The 18,341-nt window shown below is 68.8% G+C and carries 15 protein-coding genes; 7 read left to right on the top strand and 8 right to left on the bottom strand.

Translation table 11 applies throughout. The features are described from left to right. The first annotated feature begins 109 nt into the window (after positions 1-109). The 5 genes from SB816_RS27000 (at position 110) to SB816_RS26980 (ending at position 7,571) form a co-directional block, all read left to right on the top strand. Positions 110-904 (top strand): hypothetical protein, encoded by a 795-nt coding sequence (locus SB816_RS27000; RefSeq protein ID WP_144656707.1) that lies wholly within the window; start codon positions 110-112, stop codon positions 902-904. A gap of 100 nt (positions 905-1,004) precedes the next feature. Next, positions 1,005-2,078, top strand: coding sequence for a uroporphyrinogen decarboxylase (hemE, locus tag SB816_RS26995; RefSeq protein ID WP_410547786.1), 1,074 nt, complete (start codon positions 1,005-1,007; stop codon positions 2,076-2,078). A 369-nt stretch (positions 2,079-2,447) separates the two neighbouring features. After that, complete coding sequence (locus tag SB816_RS26990; protein WP_054503611.1) at positions 2,448-4,553, top strand: primosomal protein N'; 2,106 nt, start codon at positions 2,448-2,450, stop codon at positions 4,551-4,553. Between the two features lie 55 nt (positions 4,554-4,608). Then, complete coding sequence (locus tag SB816_RS26985; protein ID WP_059269091.1) at positions 4,609-6,672, top strand: UvrD-helicase domain-containing protein; 2,064 nt, start codon at positions 4,609-4,611, stop codon at positions 6,670-6,672. 71 nt (positions 6,673-6,743) lie between these two features. Next, positions 6,744-7,571 carry an AraC family transcriptional regulator gene (locus tag SB816_RS26980; RefSeq protein ID WP_064528389.1) on the top strand — a complete coding sequence of 276 codons (828 nt, stop codon included), beginning with the start codon at positions 6,744-6,746 and terminating at the stop codon, positions 7,569-7,571. 64 nt (positions 7,572-7,635) lie between these two features. Here SB816_RS26980 and SB816_RS26975 read toward each other — a convergent pair whose 3' ends face one another. Then, complete coding sequence (locus SB816_RS26975; protein ID WP_410547785.1) at positions 7,636-8,691, bottom strand: threonine aldolase family protein; 1,056 nt, start codon at positions 8,689-8,691, stop codon at positions 7,636-7,638. Between the two features lie 138 nt (positions 8,692-8,829). On the opposite strand from SB816_RS26975, the gene SB816_RS26970 reads away from it, so the two are divergent. After that, a complete protein-coding gene (locus SB816_RS26970) occupies positions 8,830-9,669 on the top strand; it encodes a class II glutamine amidotransferase (protein ID WP_054503608.1) in 840 nt (279 codons plus the stop codon). On the opposite strand, the gene SB816_RS26965 is transcribed toward SB816_RS26970, so the two are convergent. Continuing rightward, entirely contained in the window at positions 9,636-10,472 is an 837-nt protein-coding gene (locus SB816_RS26965; RefSeq protein WP_410547784.1) for an SDR family NAD(P)-dependent oxidoreductase, read from the bottom strand. The genes SB816_RS26970 and SB816_RS26965 overlap by 34 nt on opposite strands. A 125-nt stretch (positions 10,473-10,597) precedes the next feature. Between SB816_RS26965 and SB816_RS26960 the strand changes: the two genes are divergently transcribed. After that, entirely contained in the window at positions 10,598-11,530 is a 933-nt protein-coding gene (locus SB816_RS26960; protein ID WP_054503606.1) for a GlxA family transcriptional regulator, read from the top strand. A 39-nt stretch (positions 11,531-11,569) separates the two neighbouring features. On the opposite strand, the gene dapD is transcribed toward SB816_RS26960, so the two are convergent. The 6 genes from dapD to SB816_RS26930 all read right to left on the bottom strand — a co-directional run bounded on the left by dapD (position 11,570) and on the right by SB816_RS26930 (position 18,339). Continuing rightward, positions 11,570-12,550: a 2,3,4,5-tetrahydropyridine-2,6-dicarboxylate N-succinyltransferase gene (dapD, locus tag SB816_RS26955; RefSeq protein ID WP_054503605.1), complete on the bottom strand. Its 981-nt coding sequence runs from the start codon at positions 12,548-12,550 to the stop codon at positions 11,570-11,572. Positions 12,551-13,226: 676 nt separating this feature from the next. Further along, positions 13,227-14,357 (bottom strand): M20 family metallopeptidase, encoded by a 1,131-nt coding sequence (locus SB816_RS26950; protein ID WP_144656722.1) that lies wholly within the window; start codon positions 14,355-14,357, stop codon positions 13,227-13,229. A gap of 33 nt (positions 14,358-14,390) precedes the next feature. After that, positions 14,391-15,296 carry a hydrolase gene (locus SB816_RS26945; RefSeq protein ID WP_035182640.1) on the bottom strand — a complete coding sequence of 302 codons (906 nt, stop codon included), beginning with the start codon at positions 15,294-15,296 and terminating at the stop codon, positions 14,391-14,393. A 5-nt stretch (positions 15,297-15,301) separates the two neighbouring features. Continuing rightward, the gene (locus tag SB816_RS26940) at positions 15,302-16,312 is read right to left on the bottom strand and encodes an ABC transporter ATP-binding protein (RefSeq protein WP_020925445.1); all 1,011 of its coding nucleotides are present in this window, start codon (positions 16,310-16,312) and stop codon (positions 15,302-15,304) included. After that, positions 16,309-17,292 carry an ABC transporter ATP-binding protein gene (locus SB816_RS26935; protein WP_395757308.1) on the bottom strand — a complete coding sequence of 328 codons (984 nt, stop codon included), beginning with the start codon at positions 17,290-17,292 and terminating at the stop codon, positions 16,309-16,311. Before SB816_RS26935 ends, SB816_RS26940 begins: the two co-directional genes overlap by 4 nt. A gap of 129 nt (positions 17,293-17,421) precedes the next feature. Then, positions 17,422-18,339: an ABC transporter permease gene (locus SB816_RS26930; protein ID WP_026385154.1), complete on the bottom strand. Its 918-nt coding sequence runs from the start codon at positions 18,337-18,339 to the stop codon at positions 17,422-17,424. Positions 18,340-18,341: the final 2 nt, after the last annotated feature.

The raw sequence follows: 18,341 nt of genomic DNA, 5'->3' as shown, positions 1-18,341 counted from the left end.
GGCGGCTTCCCTCGGTCGACCGCAGTCCCGCTTGCGCTCACTACGAATGGCCGGGCGTGTTCTGCAACGGTAGCCTGCAATCTTTGGAACACAAGCCAGGAGGGATTGCATGCGAGAAGCCATGGATTGCGGGGTGCTGCTCGCCCCGGGCCACGAAATCACCATGGGCCACTGGGTCGCGCGCGACCAGCCCCGGCTGGCGCGGGTGCGCCTGCACCTGGTGCCATTGCGCACGTCCGGTGGCGCGTCGGGCGGCCCCGACATCCATGCGCTGGCGGGGCTGGCCGTCGGCCTGCGGCGCTACGATCACTGCATCCTGCCGGTCGCGCCGGCATCGCTGGCCTGGACCCGCATGTCGCTGCAGCAGGCCGCCGGCGCGCTGGCCACGCCCATCCTGCTGTTCGTGCACGACATGACCGCGCCCGCCATCGAGGATCTGCTGCGGCTGGGCGCATCGGATTTCCTGGCCGCGCCATATTGCCTCGAAAGCCTGCGCGTGCGGTTGGGGCGGCTGGCCCGGCGCTCGCCCCTGTTGGCCGAGGGCTTGCGGGAACCCGAGGCGGCGTATGCCGCGGGCGGTGCGCTGTCGGCCGGCAAGCCATGCACCCGGCCGCCAGTGCCGCGGCAGGTGTTGCAGCAGGGGCTGGCGGGGTTGCGTTACCAACCCCGCCGCGACACCCAGGAGGCCTTCCGGCAGGCCAAGGCGCGGGTGGTTGATGGGTTCGAGTCCGACTACATCCGCCTGGCGCTGTCGCGTCATCATGGCAACGTGGCGCGCGCCGCGCGCGCTTCCAGCAAGCATCGGCGGGCGTTCTGGGCGCTGATGCGCAAGCACGGCATCGATGCCGCGCCGTATCGGCGCCAGGCCGCGATGCAGGCCGAAGGGGTTGGCGACGCCGGCTGAATTTGCCCGGTTTGCGCGCCGGCAAATGCCGTCCGCGCCGCCGCCATGCCCTGTCAGCTTGGGGCAGTAAAATCACGGCTTCCTATCATCGAGGATAGTCGTGTCTGCTTCCGTCTTGAAGAACGATGTGTTCTTGCGCGCGCTGTTGCGCGAGCCCGTGCCCTACACCCCGATCTGGCTGATGCGCCAGGCGGGCCGCTACCTGCCCGAATACCGCCAGACGCGGGCCCGGGCCGGTTCCTTCATGGGCCTGGCTCAGAACCCGGACTACGCCTCGGAAGTCACGCTGCAGCCGCTGGAGCGTTTCGATCTGGACGCGGCCATCCTGTTCTCGGACATCCTGACCGTGCCACACGCCATGGGCCTGGGCCTGGACTTTGCCGAAGGCGAGGGCCCGCGCTTCGCCCGGCCGGTGCGCACCGAGGAAGACGTGGCGCGCCTGGCCGTGCCCGACATGGACAGGCTGCGCTATGTGTTCGATGCCGTCACTACGATCCGCCGCGACCTGGGCGGCAAGGTGCCACTGATCGGCTTTGCGGGCAGCCCCTGGACCATCGCCTGCTACATGGTCGAAGGGCAGGGCAGCGATGACTATCGCCTGATCAAGACCATGCTGTATGCGCGGCCCGACCTGCTGCATCGAATCCTGGAAATCAACGCCGAGGCGACGCTTCAGTACCTGAACGCACAGATCGCCGCGGGCGCGCAGGCCGTGATGTTGTTCGACAGTTGGGGCGGCGTGCTGGCCGACGGCCTGTTCCAGCAATTTTCGCTGGCCTACACCCGCAAGGTCGTGGCCGGCCTGACCCGTGAACACGAAGGCCGCCGCGTGCCCGCCATCGTTTTCACCAAGGGCGGCGGCCAGTGGCTCGAGGACATCGCCGCTTGCGGCTGCGACGCCGTCGGCCTGGACTGGACGGTGGACCTGGCCGCGGCGCGGCGCCGCACCGGCGATTCGGTCGCGTTCCAGGGCAACCTCGATCCCATGGCGCTGTTTGGCGGCGCCGAGGCCATCCGCGCCGAAGCGCGCCGCGTGCTCGACGCCTTCGGCCCGGTGGGCAAGGGCGGCCATGTCTTCAATCTCGGCCATGGCATTTCGCGCTTCACGCCGCCCGAAGCGGTAGCCGAATTGGTCGACGAAGTCCACCGTCACAGCCGTTCGCTCAGAGGGTAAGTGAGTGAACGCTTCGGCCCGCAGGGCCGGACATCGAGGCCCCCGAGCGCAGTTGTGCACAGCAAGATCAGACTCGGGGAAAACCCTTTGGAAGCTATTTTACAATCTTGGAAGTTTGCTTAAGTCGATGTTTTTAATGGAATAAAATGGGTTTTCAACAGGGTTGCAAGAGTTGATGCAATCTTGCCTTATTCCAATTTCTGACGTTGCTCTCGCCTTTTCCCCAAAGTTATCCACAGGCGGGGCTGGAATCCCGGCAGGGATTGCGGCGACAATCCTCTCTGGTCCGGGCGCCGGCCCGGTCCGCTCTTCCAGCCACCGTCATCGCGCCTTTCGGGCCAGTTCCGTTCATGTTCCGTTCCCTTCTCCATGTCTGAAGACTTCGCGCTGGTCGAATCCATGCCGGCCGCGCCTGCGGTGGTCTGCTGGGTGCGCGTTGCGCTCGACGTGCCGCTGCCCGGCCCGTTCGACTACCGGCACCACGAACCCGTGGGGGCGGGCCTGCGGGTGATCGTGCCGTTCGGGCGCCGCAAGTTGATCGGCGTGGTGGTGGACAACCCGGCAGAGCCGTCCTATGAGCCGAAGCAGATCAAGCCGATCGAGGAAGTGCTGCGCGACCTGCCGCCCTTCGACGAGGCCTGGCTGCGCCTGGCGCGTTTCGCCGCCGAGTATTACCAGCGGCCGCTGGGCGAGGTGATGCTGCCGACGTTGCCGCCGCCGCTGCGCAAGCCGACCGCCTATCAGGGCAAGCGCTCGGCCGGTGGTCCGGTGGCGCGGCTGGACGGACGCAAGCGCAAGGCGGTCCGCAACCCGGCCGAGGCCGACCAGCCACCCGAACTGAACGATGCGCAACGCGAGGCCGTGGACACCATCGCCGGACTCACCAAGTTCAAGCCGGTGCTGCTGTACGGCGTGACCGGTAGCGGCAAGACCGAGGTCTACCTGCGCGCCGCCGAGAAAGTGCTGGCCGCCGGCCGCCAGGTGCTGCTGCTGGTGCCGGAAATCAACCTGACGCCGCAACTGGAGGGCGCGTTGCGCGCCCGCCTGGAAGGCCTGGTCGGGCCGGACGGCCTGGCGGTGCTGCACAGCGGCCTGTCCGATGGCGAGCGCTTGCAGGCCTGGGCACGGGCGCAGCGTGGCCAGGCGCGCATGCTGCTGGGCACGCGCATGGCGATCTTCGCGCCCATGAGCGAGCTGGGCCTCATCGTGGTGGACGAAGAACACGACGCCTCGTACAAGCAGCAGGACGGCCTGCGCTATTCCGCGCGCGATCTGGCGGTGTGGCGCGCGCACGACCTGGACATCCCGGTGGTGCTGGGCTCGGCCACGCCGTCGCTGGAGACCTGGCAGCATGCCGAGCGTGGCCGCTACCTGCGGCTGGCGCTGCCGGCGCGCGCCCGCGCCAGTTCGCTGCCGGCCATGAAGCTGGTGGACACGCGCCGCCTGCAGATGAAGCACGGCATGTCGCCACAGTTGCTGGAGGCCCTTGGCGAACGGCTGGCACGCAAGGAACAGTCGCTGATCTTCCTGAACCGCCGCGGCTACGCGCCGGTGCTGCATTGCCAGTCCTGCGGCTGGGTCAGCAACTGCCCGCGCTGCACCGCGTTCACGGTGCTGCACCGCGCCGCCGGCCGCGGCCATCGCCTGCAATGCCACCACTGCGGCTACCAGGCGCCGGTGCCGCACGCGTGCCCGGAGTGCGGCGACCAGGACCTGGCGCCGATGGGCCGTGGCACGCAGCGGGTCGAGGAACACCTGGCCGAACTGTTCCCCGAGGCGCGCATCCTGCGCATCGACGCCGACAGCACCCGCAAGAAGGGCAGCGCCGAGGCCCTGTTCGCGTCGGTGCACGCGGGCGAGGTCGACATCCTGGTCGGCACGCAGATGGTGTCCAAGGGCCACGACTTCGCGCGGCTCGGACTGGTCGGCGTGCTCAATCCCGATTCCGCCTTGTTCGCGCATGACTTCCGCGCGCCCGAACGGCTGTTCGCCCAATTGATGCAGGTGGCCGGCCGCGCCGGCCGCCACCAGGGCAACGGCCAGGTCATCATCCAGACCGGCTACCCCGAGCAGCCGGTGTACCAGGCGCTGCTGCGCCATGACTACGCGGGCTTCGCGCGCCATGCGCTGCAGGAACGCGAAAGCACCGGCCTGCCGCCGTTCGCCTACCAGGCGCTGTTGACGGCCGAGGCGCGCGAGCTGGCGGTGGCGCAGGCGTTCCTGCAACAGGCGCGCGCGCTGCCCGAAGGCGAGTGGGCCGCCGACTTCCCGGGGCTGGACGCGATCATGCTGTACGACCCGGTGCCGCTGCGCGTGGTGCGGGTGGCCAACATCGAGCGCGCCCAGTTGCTGGTGGAAAGCACCAGCCGTCCGGCGTTGCAGGCTTTCCTGGCGTCGTGGTCGCACCACCTGCCGTACCTGGCCAACGAGGCCCGGGTGCGCTGGCAGCTGGAGGTTGACCCGCTGGAAATCTGACAGGCGCCGCGCATTCGTCCGTTTACTCTATGTCGTTCCCCTTTCCCCGACTCCCATGTCCGCACACGAACCCATCGGCCACGGCCTGAACCCCGCGCAGAAAGAGGCGGTGCTGTACCTGGACGGCCCCTGCCTGGTGCTGGCCGGCGCCGGCAGCGGCAAGACGCGCGTCATCACGCAGAAGATCGCCTACCTGCTGCGCGAATGCGGCTACATGGGCCGCAATGTGGTGGCACTGACCTTCACCAACAAGGCCGCGCGCGAGATGGATGAGCGCGTCAAGACGCTGGTGGACCGCAAGCTGGGCAAGGGCCTGACCATCAGCACCTTCCACTCGCTGGGCGTGAAGCTCTTGCGCGAAGAGGCGCGCAACGCGGGTCTCAAGCCGACCTTCTCGATCCTGGACGCCGATGACGCCATGGCGATCATCCAGGAGCTGCTGGCCACCACCGACAAGGGCCGCTTGCGCCACGTGCAGGGCATCATCTCGCTGTGGAAGAACGCGCTGATGGAACCCGACGACGCCGCGCGCGAAGCCATCACGCCGGGCGACGTCGAGGCCGCCAACGTCTATCGCAGCTACGCCGCCACGCTGGCCGCCTACCAGGCCGTGGATTTCGACGACCTGATCCGCATCCCGGCCATCCTGCTGGCCAACAACGAAGAGGTGCGCACGCGCTGGCAGAACCGCGTGCGCTACCTGCTAGTCGATGAATACCAGGACACCAACGTCTGCCAGTACCGCCTGGTGCAGTTGCTGACCGGCCCGCGCGCCATGTTCACGGCGGTGGGCGACGACGATCAGGCCATCTACGCCTGGCGCGGCGCCACCATCGAGAACCTGGCCAAGCTGACCACCGACTATCCCAATCTCAAGCTCATCAAGCTGGAGCAGAACTACCGCTCGGTGCAGCGCATCCTGGCGGCGGCCAACCAGGTGATCGAGAAGAACCCCAAGCTGTTCGAAAAGAAGCTGTGGTCGGACCTGGGCGTGGGCGAGCCGATCGTCGTTTCGGCGATGGACGGCGAGGAGCACGAGGCCGAGTCCATCGCCATGAAGATCTCGGCCTCGCGCTTCGAGCGCCAGGCGCAGTGGAAGGATTTCGCCATCCTGTATCGCGGCAATCACCAGTCGCGCATCCTGGAGCAGGCGCTGCGCAACCTGAAGATCCCGTACACGATCGCGGGCGGGCAGAGTTTCTTCGACAAGGCCGAGGTGCGCGACATCCTGGCCTACCTGCGGCTGCTGGCCAACGACGAGGACGATCCGGCCTTTATCCGCGCCGCCACCACGCCCAAGCGCGGCATCGGCCAGGCCACTTTGCAGACGCTGGGCCAGTATGCCGCCACTCGCGAGCTGTCGCTGCTGGCGGCGGTCGATGAGACCGGGCTGGAAAGCCTGCTGGCGCCGCGCCAGCTCGAACCGCTGCGCACCTTCACCGAATTCATCCGCCGCATGCAGTGGCGCGCCGGCCGTGGCGCCACCGCCGGCACCGATGGCGCGCCCGCCGAACCCGCCGGCGTGATCCTGGACGACCTGGTGCAGGCGATCCAGTACGAACGCCATCTGTTCGAGCTGTTCGACGAACGCCCGGCGCAGACCCGCTGGCAGAACGTGCTGGAGCTGACCGGCTGGCTCAAGCGCAAGGCCGAAGAGGACAACATGTCGCTGTTCGAACTGGTGCAGCACGTTGCGCTGGTGACCATGCTCGAACGGGGCGAGGAAGAGGAGCCGGACGCGGTCAAGATGTCGACCCTGCATGCCTCCAAGGGCCTGGAGTATCCGCACGTGTACCTGGCGGGCGTCGAAGAAGGCCTGCTGCCGCACCTGGGCAAGGACGACGAGGTGGGCGATCCGGCGCGCGCCGCGGAGAACCTGGCCACCCGTATCCAGGAAGAGCGGCGGCTGATGTACGTGGGCATCACGCGAGCCCAGCGCAGCCTCAACCTGAGCTGGTGCAAGCGCCGGCGCCGGGCGCGCGAGGACCTGGTGCGCGAACCGTCGCGCTTCATCGAGGAAATGGGCCTGGATGCGCCGGGCATCCAGGAAGACGAGACCACCGCCGCCATGAATCCCAAGGAACGCATGGCCATGCTCAAGGCCTTGCTGAAGAAATAGCCCCGCAATAAATTACATGACGGGGGAGCGTCCAGGATCTATACCTGCCGCTTTGCATCATGGCGCTGACGATGAAGGATGACGTGCGTTACCAACCGGTGCCCGGCACGCCGGGCCTGGTGCTGGGCGTGGCGCGGCTGGTCGACTTCCAGTTCGACCGGCACTACCACGTCGATTACCACATCGGCCTGGTGACCCAGGGCGTGCAGCGCCAGACCTTCCGTGGCCGCAGCACGCTGCTGGGGCCCGGGGGCATCGCCCTGATGCCGCCCGGCGAGGTCCATGACGGCGCCGGCGTGGCCGACTATGGCCAGTCCTACACCCTGAAGACCTTCCGTCTGTCGCCCGACCTGATGCGCGATTTCATCGCCGAAGTCTCGGGCGGCGCATCCGACGAGCGGTTCCTGGGCACCTTGATCGAGGAACCCGCGCTGGCGGCCCGCTTCAAGGCGTTGCACGCTTCCTGGATGGCGGATGCGGCCGCCGGGCCGCTGGCGCACGAGTCCGCCTCGCTGGCCCTGATGGGGACGCTGTTCGCGCGCACGGGGGCGGTGACGCCCCAGGCGGTGCGCGGCGGCCTGTCGCTCGCGCACCAGCGGGTCGTGCGGGATTATTGCCAGGCCCACCTGGGCGACAAGATCGGTCTGGAAGACCTGGCGCGGCTCTGCGGCCTGAGCCGCTACCAGTTCCTGCGCCGCTTCGCGCTGTCGGTGGGGCTGACGCCGCACGCCTGGCTGACGCGGCTGCGCCTGGAGCGGGCCTGCGCCGCGTTGGCGCGAGCGCGCGCTCCGATCGCGCAGGTGGCGGCCGATGTCGGCTTTTACGACCAGAGCCATTTCAACCGCGCGTTCCGCACGGCCTATGGGGTGCCGCCCTCGGCCTACCGGCGCGCGGCCTGAGCGCGCCGATTCCCGCGTCGTCCTGGCGCTGGCGCGCGGCGCGCCGGAGGAACGGCGCGGGTCGTTATCGCACCAGCGCGCGCAACGCCGCCAGGAAGTGATCGACGTCCTGCTCGTGCGTGGTGAACGACGTCACCAGCCGCGCCACGCCCGGGCCCCAGCGGTCGTGGTAGAAGCGAAAGCCCTGCGCCAGCAAGCCGTCAATGGCGGCGATCGGCAGCCGGCAGAACAGGATGTTGGCTTCGACCGGCCCCTGGAGTTCAACGCCCGGCAGGTTCGCCATGCCCGCCGCCAGCCGCGCCGCCATGGCGTTGGCCTGGCGCGCGTTGCGCAGCCACAGGTCGTCCGCCAGATAGGCTTCCATCTGCGCCGACAGCAGCCGCATCTTCGAAAACAGGTGGCCGCCGCGCTTGCGCCGGTAGGCCAGCTCGGTGGCGCGGCCGGGTTCGAACAGCACGATGGCCTCGGTGCCGAGCACGCCGTTCTTGGTGGCGCCGAACGACAGTGCCGCGACGCCGGCCTTCCAGGTCATTTCCGCGGGCGTGCAGCCCAGGCTGACCAGGGCGTTGGCGAAACGCGCGCCGTCCATGTGCAGGGGCAATCCGGCCTCGCGGCAGACGTCGCCGATGGCCGTGATCTCGTCGCGCGTGTAGACGCTGCCGGTTTCAGTGGCCTGGGTAATGCTGACGCAGGCAGGCGGCATCGAGTGCACGTCGCCGGCCTTGCGGCGCGCTTCCACGGCGAGGCGGGCAGGGTCGAGCTTGGAGGCCGCGCCCTCCAGCAGCGCCAGGCGCGCGCCGCCGCTGTAGAACTGCGGCGCGCCGCATTCGTCGTTGGCGATGTGGCTGTGCGCATGGCACAGCACGCTGCCCCAGGGCGGCGTCAGCGCCGCCAGCGCCAGCGAATTGGCGGCGGTGCCGGTGGGCACCAGCAGCACGTCGACCTCGCGTTCGAAGATCTCGGCCAGGCGCCGTTCGACGCGCACGGTGATGTCGTCGGCGCCATAGGCGGGGGCCTGTCCCTCATTGGCGCGCAGCAGCGCGGCCAGGATCTGGGGGCTGGCGCCGGCGGTGTTGTCGCTGGCGAAACCCTGTTGGGGCGAGGCGGCGGGGGTGTCCAATACGGGGCTCCGGTGAAGACAGACAGGTCCTCACTATGCCCGCCGGCGCCGGGCCGGGCTTGTAGAAAATTGCGCCTCGCTCCTACACTGGGGCGGACCCGGCGAGCCCGCGCCGGGCCGGTTTTCAAGGAGCGCATCATGTGCCGCTGGCTGGCTTACACCGGGAGTCCCCTGCAAATGGAGAGCGTGCTGTTCAAGGCCACGCACTCGCTGATCGACCAGAGCCTGCATGCGCGCATGGGCGCCACCACCACCAATGGCGACGGCTTCGGCCTGGGCTGGTACGGCCGACCGCCCGAGCCGCCGTTCCGCTACCGCAGCGTGCATCCTGCCTGGAACGACCGCAACCTGCGCGAGGCCGCGCGCGCCATCCATTCGCCGCTGTTCGTGGCGCACATCCGCGCCGCCACCGACACGCCGGCCCAGGAAACCAACTGCCATCCGTTCCGCCATGGCAACTGGCTGTTCGTGCACAACGGCGTGATCCGCGACTATCCGCTGCTGCGGCGCGACCTGATGCTGATGATCGCGCCGGCCTACTTCGGTTCACTGGAAGGGTCGACCGATTCCGAGGTGATGTTCCTGCTGGCGCTGACTTTCGGCCTGGAGGAAGACGCGCTGCAGGCGCTGGCGCGCATGGTCGGCGCGGTCGAGGAGACCGGCCGGCGCCACGGGGTGGCCCGGCCCATCAACATGACCGTGTGCGCGCTGGATGGCGAGCGCCTGATCGCGGTGCGCTATTCCAGCGAGCGCGATTCGCGCACGCTGTTCCACAACACCTGCGTGCGGCATCTGCGCGAGCTTTATCCCGACGACCCGAAGGTCGCGGCGCTGGACGATGACGCATTCCTGTTGCTGTCCGAGCCGCTGAGCGAGATGCCGGGCGCCTGGGAAGAGGTGCCCGAATCCACCGCCATCATCGCGGGCCGGGGCCGCGTCGAGCACTATCCGTTCGTGCCGGTGCCGCCGGGCGCCTGAATGCCATAGCGCGCCGCCGGCGTATTGCGCGACAGTTCCGGCCCCAGGGCCTGGCGCGCCGCTTCCAGGCGTTCCAGCAGCGCCGGGTCGGTCAGCGACGGGATGGTGACGAACTCGCCCTGGTCCAGGCCCGCCAGCGCGCTGCGCACCATGTCGTCCGCGCTCATCACGATGGCGGACGGCAGCTCGCTGGCCGGCTTGCCGGCCAGGTCCCAGAACTCGGTGCCGGTGGCGCCGGGCAGCACCGCCTGGACGCGCAGGCCCTTGTCCGCCAGTTCGTGGCGCAGCGACTGCGAGTAGGCCAGCACATAGGCCTTGCTGGCGCCGTAGACGCCGTTGAGCAGCTCGGGGTGCAGGCCGACGATCGACGCGATATTGATGATGGTGCCGCCGCCGCGCGCCACGAAGGCGGGCGCGGCCGCCATGGTCAGGTGGGTGAGGGCGCTGATGTTCAGGTCGATCATGGCCTGCATCTGGGCGGCATCGGATTGCAGCAGCGGCGCCACCGCGCCGATGCCGGCGTTGTTCACCAGCAGGGTCAGCGAGTCGTCCTCGCGCAGCGCTTGCGCCACGCGTTGCACACCGTCGGTCCGCGACAGGTCGGCTGGCAGCACGCGCACGTCACGGCCGATCTCGGCGCGCAGTCGCGCGGCCAGGGTTTCCAGGCGTTCGACATTGCGCGCCACCAGCGTCAGGTCGTGGCCGCGATGGGCCAGGTGGTGGGCGTAGCGCGCGCCGATGCCGGACGAGGCGCCGGTGACCAGGGCGCGGCCGGGGGATTTGCCAGACGGGGTGTTGCTCATGAAAGACTCCGAAATGGGGACGGCGGGTAGTGCCGGTACCCTTGCAGAGTAGAACCGGGATGGAATATCCTCAATGACATAGAAACGTCTTTTCAGGACATACGATGAAAGCAGACGGTCCAGCCATGAAAACCATCGCGATCCTGTTGCACCCGGGCTTCCAGCTCATGAGCCTGGCGGCCAGCGCGGTCTTCGAGATGGCCAACCGCCAGAGCGGCGAACCGGCCTATCGCGTCGTCCTGGTGTCCGAGCACGGCGGCCCGGTGGCCAGTTCGCTGGGGTTTGCGCAGGACACGCAGAAGCTGGGGCGGCGCGCGTTCGACACTTTGATCGTCGCCGGCGACAACACCGGCGAGGGCGCGTCCGAGAGCCTGTTGCGCGCGCTGCGCGGCGCCAGCGAACGGGTGCGCCGTTGCGCCTCGATGTGCACCGGCGCGTTCGTGCTGGCGCAGGCCGGCCTGCTCGACGGCCGCCGCGCCACCACCCACTGGTTCTATGCGCGGCGCCTGCAGCGCGAGTATCCGCGGGTCAAGGTGGACGAGGACCGCATCTTCGTGGCTGACGGCCCGATCTGGACCTCGGCGGGCATGAGCGCCGGCATTGATCTGGCGCTGGCCATGGTGGAGGCGGACCTGGGGGCGGACATGGCGCGCGCGGTCGCGCGCAAGCTGGTGCTGACACAACGCCGGGCGGGCGGACAGTCGCAGTATTCGGCGTTGCTGGAGCTGGATGCGAAGTCCGATCGGGTGCAGACGGCGCTGGCCTACGCCAAGGCCAACCTGAAGGCCGAATTGTCGGTGGACGAGCTGGCGCGCGCCGCGCACTTGAGCCCGCGCCAGTTCAGCCGCGTGTTCCGCCAGGAAACGGGCCAGTCTCCGGCCAAGGCGGTGGAGCATCTGCGGTTGGAGGCGGCGCAGGACATGATGCAGTCCGGCCGTCATGCGGCCGAGGTGGTGGCGCGCGAAACCGGCTTTGGCGATCGCGACCGCATGCGCAAGGCGTTCCTGCGCGCGTTCGGCCAGTCGCCGCAGGCGATGCGGCGGTTGCTGCACGCTTGACGACGGCGTCGCGCGGACGGCCCGTGACGGGCCGCCCGATCAGTGCCCGGTGTGCAGCGCCGGGTTCAAGGTGCCCCAGGCGGCCGTGCGCACCAGCGTTTCGACCGCGCCGGTCTGCGAGTTGCGGCGGAACAGCAGTCCGTGCTGGCCGGCCAGCTCCACCGCCTTGACCACCGCGCCTTCCGGCGTCAGCACGCGGGTGCCGGCGGTGACGTAGCAGCCCGCTTCGACCACGCAGTCGTCGCCCAGCGAGATGCCGATGCCGGAGTTGGCGCCAAGCAGGCAGCGCTTGCCAATCGCCACGACCTGTTTGCCGCCGCCCGACATGGTGCCCATGATGGAAGCGCCGCCGCCGATGTCGGTGCCGTCATCGACGATGACGCCGGCGCTGATGCGGCCTTCGACCATGGAGGCGCCGAGGGTGCCGGCGTTGAAGTTGCAGAAGCCTTCGTGCAGCACGGTGGTGCCGGCGGCCAGGTGCGCGCCGAGCCGCACGCGGGCGGTGTCGGCGATGCGCACGCCGGCGGGCACGACGTAGTCGGTCATGCGCGGGATCTTGTCGACGCCGCGGATTTCAAGGATCTGCCCGGTGGCGCGCAGTTGCCAGCGCAGCGCGTCGACCTGGTCGACGGCGCAGGGGCCGGCGGAGGTCCAGGCCACATTTGCGAGCACGTTGAACAACCCGTCGAGGTTGGCGCCATGCGGCCGGATGAGTCGGTGGCTGAGCAGGTGCAGGCGCAGGTAGGCGTCGTGCGCGTCGGCGGGCGGCTGGTCGAGCGAGGCGATGGCGGTGCGCACGGCGACGATGTCGACTTTGCGCCGGGTGTCGCGCCCCAGCGAGGTGGGCACGTGCTCGCCGAGCGCGGCACGCGCTTCTTCAGGCGTGAGGTGCCGGGTGCCGCCCGCGGGCGTCTTGTCGGTCAGGGACGGGCGCGGATACCAGGTATCGAGGACGGTGCCGTCGGCGGCGATCGTGGCCAGGCCGTAGGCGATGGCGCTGTTTTGGGGGTGTTCTTGCATGGGCTCTTTTTGGGATTTTCTTGGGAATATTCTAGGCGATGGGGGCGGGGCTTTCTATTCGGGGGCGGCGGGGCGCTTCGTAGGCCGCCCCTCGGGCAGGCGGCCGCAAGGGGCGTCTGCGCATTTGAAGGCGAGACGGGTGCGCTGTGCGCTGGTGTTGAGGGGTTTTCTATTTGGGCCGCGCATCAGGGGGAGGGGCGGTGGTGGGCGGCGCGATGGATGTCATGTTGCGCGTCACGAGTCTGCCGCGCCGCCCACAAACAAGTGTGGTGCGCGCAATCTCTCAGTCGTGCTCGACAGCGCCGCATCCACGCGCGCCAGCATCAACGCGACGACGCAAGACGCCGCGTAAGCCTCAAAAGGCCGCCCGCGCGGCCGGCTTGAGGCGGGCCCCGCAAGATCCTCTCCCCACCCCTGATGGGCAATAGCATGCCAAGCACCCCATTCGCCCCAGAGCCCGTCACTAAGTCTCATCGTGAGCGGGTGTCGGGGCAGGCGGAGGATGGCGGGGCGTGTAGATGCGCCCGAGGGAATCCGAAGGAGTCGCCGAAGGCGAGGACGAGGATGACGACGGGGCAGGCCGGAGCGAAGGCTCCGGACCGCAATCGTAGCCCCGCCATCCTCCGCCTGCCCCGACACCCGCGGCTAAAGAACCCAACCCGCCGCAAAAAGAACTCTAAGCAAGTTCCTTCAACAACAACTCCCAGAACTTCAACCGCTGCTCCAACGTAGAAACCAAGATGTACTCATTCAGCGTATGCGCCCCGTCCCCATCCGCCCCAAGACCATCCAGCGTCGGAATCCCCATGGCCGAGGTGAAGTTGGCGTCGCTGCCGCCGCCGGTCATCGGCGCGTCTTCCAGCAGGAAGCCGGCGCGTTCCGCGTAGCCTTGCACCAGCGCCAGCAGCGCGGCGGCTTCCTCGGTCTTCACCATCGGCGGGCGGTTCAGTTCCACGTCGATGTCCAGTTCCACGTCCGGGCCCACCGCGCACAGCTCGCGCATGCGGCGCAGCACGTCTTCGGCCGCGCCCATGTCGGGCACGCGGAAGTCCACCACGCAGCGGCACAGCGCCGGCACGGTGTTGGTGACGGTGCCGCCGGCGATCGTGCCCACGCTCACGGTGATGCCGCGCTCGTAGTCCGTCATCGCTTCCAGCGCCAGCACCTGGTGCGCCATTTCGCGGATCGCGCTGCGGCCTTTCTCGTGCTGCATGCCGGCGTGGGCGGGGCGGCCCTTGACGTTCAGGTTCAGCATGCCGGTGCCCTTGCGCGCCGTCACGCACTTGCCGCCGTTGGGGCGGGCCGGTTCGCACACCAGGGCGTACTTGGCATTGGCGGCGAAGCGTTCGATGTGCGCGCGCGAGGCATGGCTGCCGGTTTCCTCGTCGGGCACCACCAGGAAATCCACCGGCAGTTGCGTCGCGCCCGGGCGGGCCACGCTGGCCAGCGCCGTCAGCGCCAGGTAGATGCCGGCCTTCATGTCGTAGCTGCCGGGGCCGTAGAGGCGGTCGCCGTCGATGCGCACCGGGTTCTCCAGCAGCGTGCCGACCGGGTGCACCGTGTCCATGTGCGCCAGGATCAGGATGCCGGGGCGGGTGTCGCCAGCGGCGCGGTTGGTGGCGTACAGCAGCGGGCCGGTGGCGGGGCCGAGCGACGACAGTTCCACCGTCAGGCCGGCCGCGGCGGCGTAGTCGGCGATGATGCGGGCCATCGCGGCGATGCCGTCGGGGAAGTTCGAAGGCGATTCGCATTGCAGCCAGCTCTGGATGCCGGCGACGAGTTGTTCAGTGCGGGAAGTGGAGGACATGGCGATTCTGCTAGCGGGAATGAAAGGGAACGTTCAGGCGACCTGCTGGCCGGCCAGGCGGGCCAGTTCGGCGTCGCTCGGCATGCCGCCCTCGAACCACAGGCTGGCGCAGACCGCGGACATGGCGCGGCCGTCGTGGCCGATGCCGGGCACTACCTGCAGCGTCCAGTTGAACGGCACGCCGCGGCGCTCGGCTTCCTTGCGGCCGGCCTCGAAGTAGTTGTGGGCGCGGGCGAAGCGGTGCGGCCCCTGGCGCATGGCGGCCGGTTCCGACGGCAGGTTGGGGTCGTCGGTGGCGATGTCCTGGTCGCCGGCCAGGATCGTCATCGGGTACGCCAGCAGCTTGACCAGGTGGTCCTCGGTCAGGCCGACGCCGTCCATGCCTTCGGGGAAGGGGTAGTCGAAGGTCGGCAGGGTGTACCAGCCGGGGTTGCCGGCCGCCACGGCCTTGAACGGCGCGTGCGACTGGCTGCTCATCAGGCGGTGCACGAACTGGCCGCCGGCCGAGTGGCCGAACAGGTAGACATTCTGGCCATCGGTGATCTCGGCGTCGATCATGTCGCGGATCACGTTGCCGACCAGCGCGTAGGTCCAGCCGTCGATGTGGCGCGGATTGCCGCCGGCCGAGAACACGCGGCCATTGTTGTAGCTTTCCACGCCCGGCCAGATCTCGTTGGAGAAGGTCAGCGCCACGATCAGCAGCTTGTGCTTGTCGGCGGCCTCGACCCAGAAGTCGCGGTATTCGTCGCCGTTGCGCAGCACGCCGTGCTGCACGATCACCACCGGGCGGTCCGGGGTGTAGCCGTAGGGGCGGTAGGTCTGCAGCTTGAACGGGCGATCGGAATTGCGATCCTCGTCGATATAGGTGATGGCGTTGCGGCCGGCATGGCCCATTTCGATGGCGATGCGGTCCACGTTGGACATGTCAGAGGGTTTCATGGCGTTCAGGCGGTGGCTTCGTTCAGGTGGCAGGCCGACCAGTGGCCCGGAGAGATTTCCTTCAGCGTCGGCGCCTGCTCGCGGCAGCGCGGCATGGCGTGCGGGCAGCGCGGGTTGAAGGTACAGCCCGACGGCGGATTCAGCGGCGACGGGATCTCGCCCTTGATCGGCGTGAACTTGCGGCCGCGGCGCGCCACGTCCGGCACCTCGGCCATCAGGGCCTGGGTGTACGGATGGTTGGCGCGCGCGAAGATCTCGGCCGAGGTCGAGATCTCGACGATCTTGCCCAGGTACATGATAGCCACGCGATCCGAGATGTGGCGCACCACGCCCAGGTCGTGGCTGATGAAGAGGTACGTGAAACCGTGCTGCTCGCGCAGGTCCATGAACAGGTTGATCACCTGCGCCTGGATCGAAACATCCAGCGCCGCCACCGGTTCGTCGCACACCAGGAACTTGGGCGCCACCATCAGCGCGCGGGCGATGCCGATGCGCTGGCGCTGGCCGCCCGAAATCTGGTGCGGAAAGCGGTCGCGGTACTCGGTGTCCAGGCCCACTTCCTTCAGGGCCTGGTCGATGCGCGCGGGAATCTCGGCCGGCGGCGCCAGCTTGTGCACCTTGAGCGATTCGCCCAGGATCTGGCGCAGGCGCTGGCGCGGGTTGAGCGAGGCCTGCGGATCCTGGAAGATCATCTGCACGCCCAGCGTGTAGGCCAGCTTGTCGGCGCCGCGCAGTCGACGCGCATCCTGGCCCTGGTAGAGCAGGTCGCCTTCGGTCTGGCGGTGCAGGCCGGCAACGACGCGGCCCAGGGTGGACTTGCCGCAGCCGGACTCGCCCACCAGGCCGACGACTTCGCCGCGGCCGATGCGCAGGTCAACGCCGTTGACGGCGTACACGGTGCGGCGGTCGATCGGGCGGCCACCCAGGGCCAGGATGCGCTGGGCCAGGTCGGGACGCTGTTCGAAGCGCTTGTGGACGTTCCTGAGCTCGATGACGGGGGTATCGGCTTGACTCATGCTTGCTCGGCCTCGCGGGCGATCGGGACGTAACAGCGATAGCTGCGCGGACCTTCGGTGGTAACGGTGGGGGCTTGCTCGGTGCAGCGCGTGACCGCGTGGGTGCAGCGCGGCCGGAAGGCACAGCCCGACGGGCGGCCGGCCAGGCTGGGCGCCATGCCGTTGATCTGGTGCAGGCGCGCGCCCGGCGTGGTGGCGCCGGGCATCGAGTCCAGCAGGCCACGGGTGTAGGGATGGCGCGGCGCGTCCAGCACCTGTTCGACCGGGCCGCTCTCGACGATGCGGCCGGCGTACATGACCGCGACGCGGTCGGCCAGCTCGGCCACCACGCCCAGGTCGTGGGTGATCCAGATCAGCGCCGTGTTGTGCTCGCGGCAGATCTCCTGCATGCGGTACAGGATCTGGCCCTGGATGGTCACGTCCAGCGCCGTGGTCGGCTCGTCGCAGATGATCAGGTCGGGCTTGTTGATCATGGCGATGGCGATCGCCACGCGCTGGCGCATGCCACCCGAGAACTCGTGCGGGTAGCTCTTCAGGCGCTTCTCCGGCGACGGGATGCCGACCATGGCCAGTGCCTCGCGGCAGCGCTCCAGCGCTTCGGCGCGCGGCACGTCCTCGTGCGTCAGGATGGCCTCCATCATCTGCTCGCCGATGCGCAGCACCGGGTTGAGCGTCATCAGCGGGTCCTGGAAGATCATGGCGATGCGGTTGCCGCGCAACTGGCGCATTTGCTCTTCGGAGAGCTTGCGCAGGTCGTTGCCCTTGAACTTCACTTCGCCGTCGACGACTTCCCCGGGCGGATCGATCAGCCCCAGCAGCGAGAAGCCGGTGACCGACTTGCCGGAGCCGGACTCGCCGACCAGGCCCACGATCTCGCCGCGGCGCACGGTCAGGTCGACGCCGTCGACCGCCAGCCAGGCGCCGGCCTCGGTATGGAATGCGGTGCGCAGGCCGCGCACTTCTAGAAGCGTGTCATTCATATCATTTGTCCATTGCGCCAGCCGCCAAGCATGCGGAGGCCTTGCCCAATCGGGATGCCGCGGAGCCGGCTCCGCCGGTCCGCTGGCATGCCCCCTTGAGGGGGAAGCGCGCAGCGCTTCGGGGGTGGGTCATTTCCTCGGGTCCAGGCTTTCGCGCAGGCGGTCGCCCACGATGTTGATGGAGAGAATCAGCAACAGCAGCGCAATGCCCGGGAACAGGCTGATCCAATAGTCACCCGACAGCAGGTACTGGAAGCCGTTGGAGATCAGCAGGCCCAGCGAGGGTTCGGTGATCGGCACGCCGACGCCCAGGAACGACAGCGTCGCTTCCAGCGCGATGGCGGTGGCGATCTGGATGGTCGCGAACACCATGACGGGGCCCAGGCAGTTGGGCAGCAGGTGGAACACCATGATGCGCCAGGCCGGGAAGCCCAGGTTGGCGGCGGCCTCGACGTATTCCTTGCGCCGTTCCTGCAGCGCGCGGCTGCGCATGATGCGGGCATAGTGGCCCCACTGCACCAGCACCAGCGCCAGGATCACCTTGTCGACCCCGCGCCCCAGCACCACCAGCAGCACCAGCGCCACCAGGATGGTCGGGAAACCCAGGATGAAGTCGACGATGCGCATCAGCACGGTATCGACCAGGCCGCCGACGTAGGCGGCCACCAGGCCGACCGCGCCGCCCACGGCGGTGGCCAGCACCACCGCCGACAGGCCCACCATCAGGCTGATGCGCAGGCCGTACAGGATGGCGCTGAGCATGTCGCGGCCCTGGTCGTCGGTGCCGAGCCAGGCGATGCTGCCGTCCATCAGCGCCTGGCGCGGCGCCAGGCGGCCGTCCATCAGCGACAGGTTGGCCAGGTCATAGGGGTTCTGCGGCGCGAAGTAGGGCGCGAACACCACCAGCAGCACCAGGATGGCCAGCGCGATGACCGAGCCGCGCACGGTCGGGCGGGCCCGCAGTTTCTTCAGGATCGAGGCGCGCTTGGGCGTATCGGCCAGGGGCTGGACGGTACGGGTGCGGCCGGTATTGGGAGATTGAGCCATGG

The sequence above is a fragment of the Achromobacter sp. SIMBA_011 genome (genome assembly GCF_046535435.1).
In the GTDB taxonomy this organism is placed as follows: domain Bacteria; phylum Pseudomonadota; class Gammaproteobacteria; order Burkholderiales; family Burkholderiaceae_B; genus Achromobacter; species Achromobacter dolens.
The sequence above is the reverse complement of the archived record's forward strand: the minus strand, read 5'-3'. Positions and strand labels throughout refer to the sequence as shown.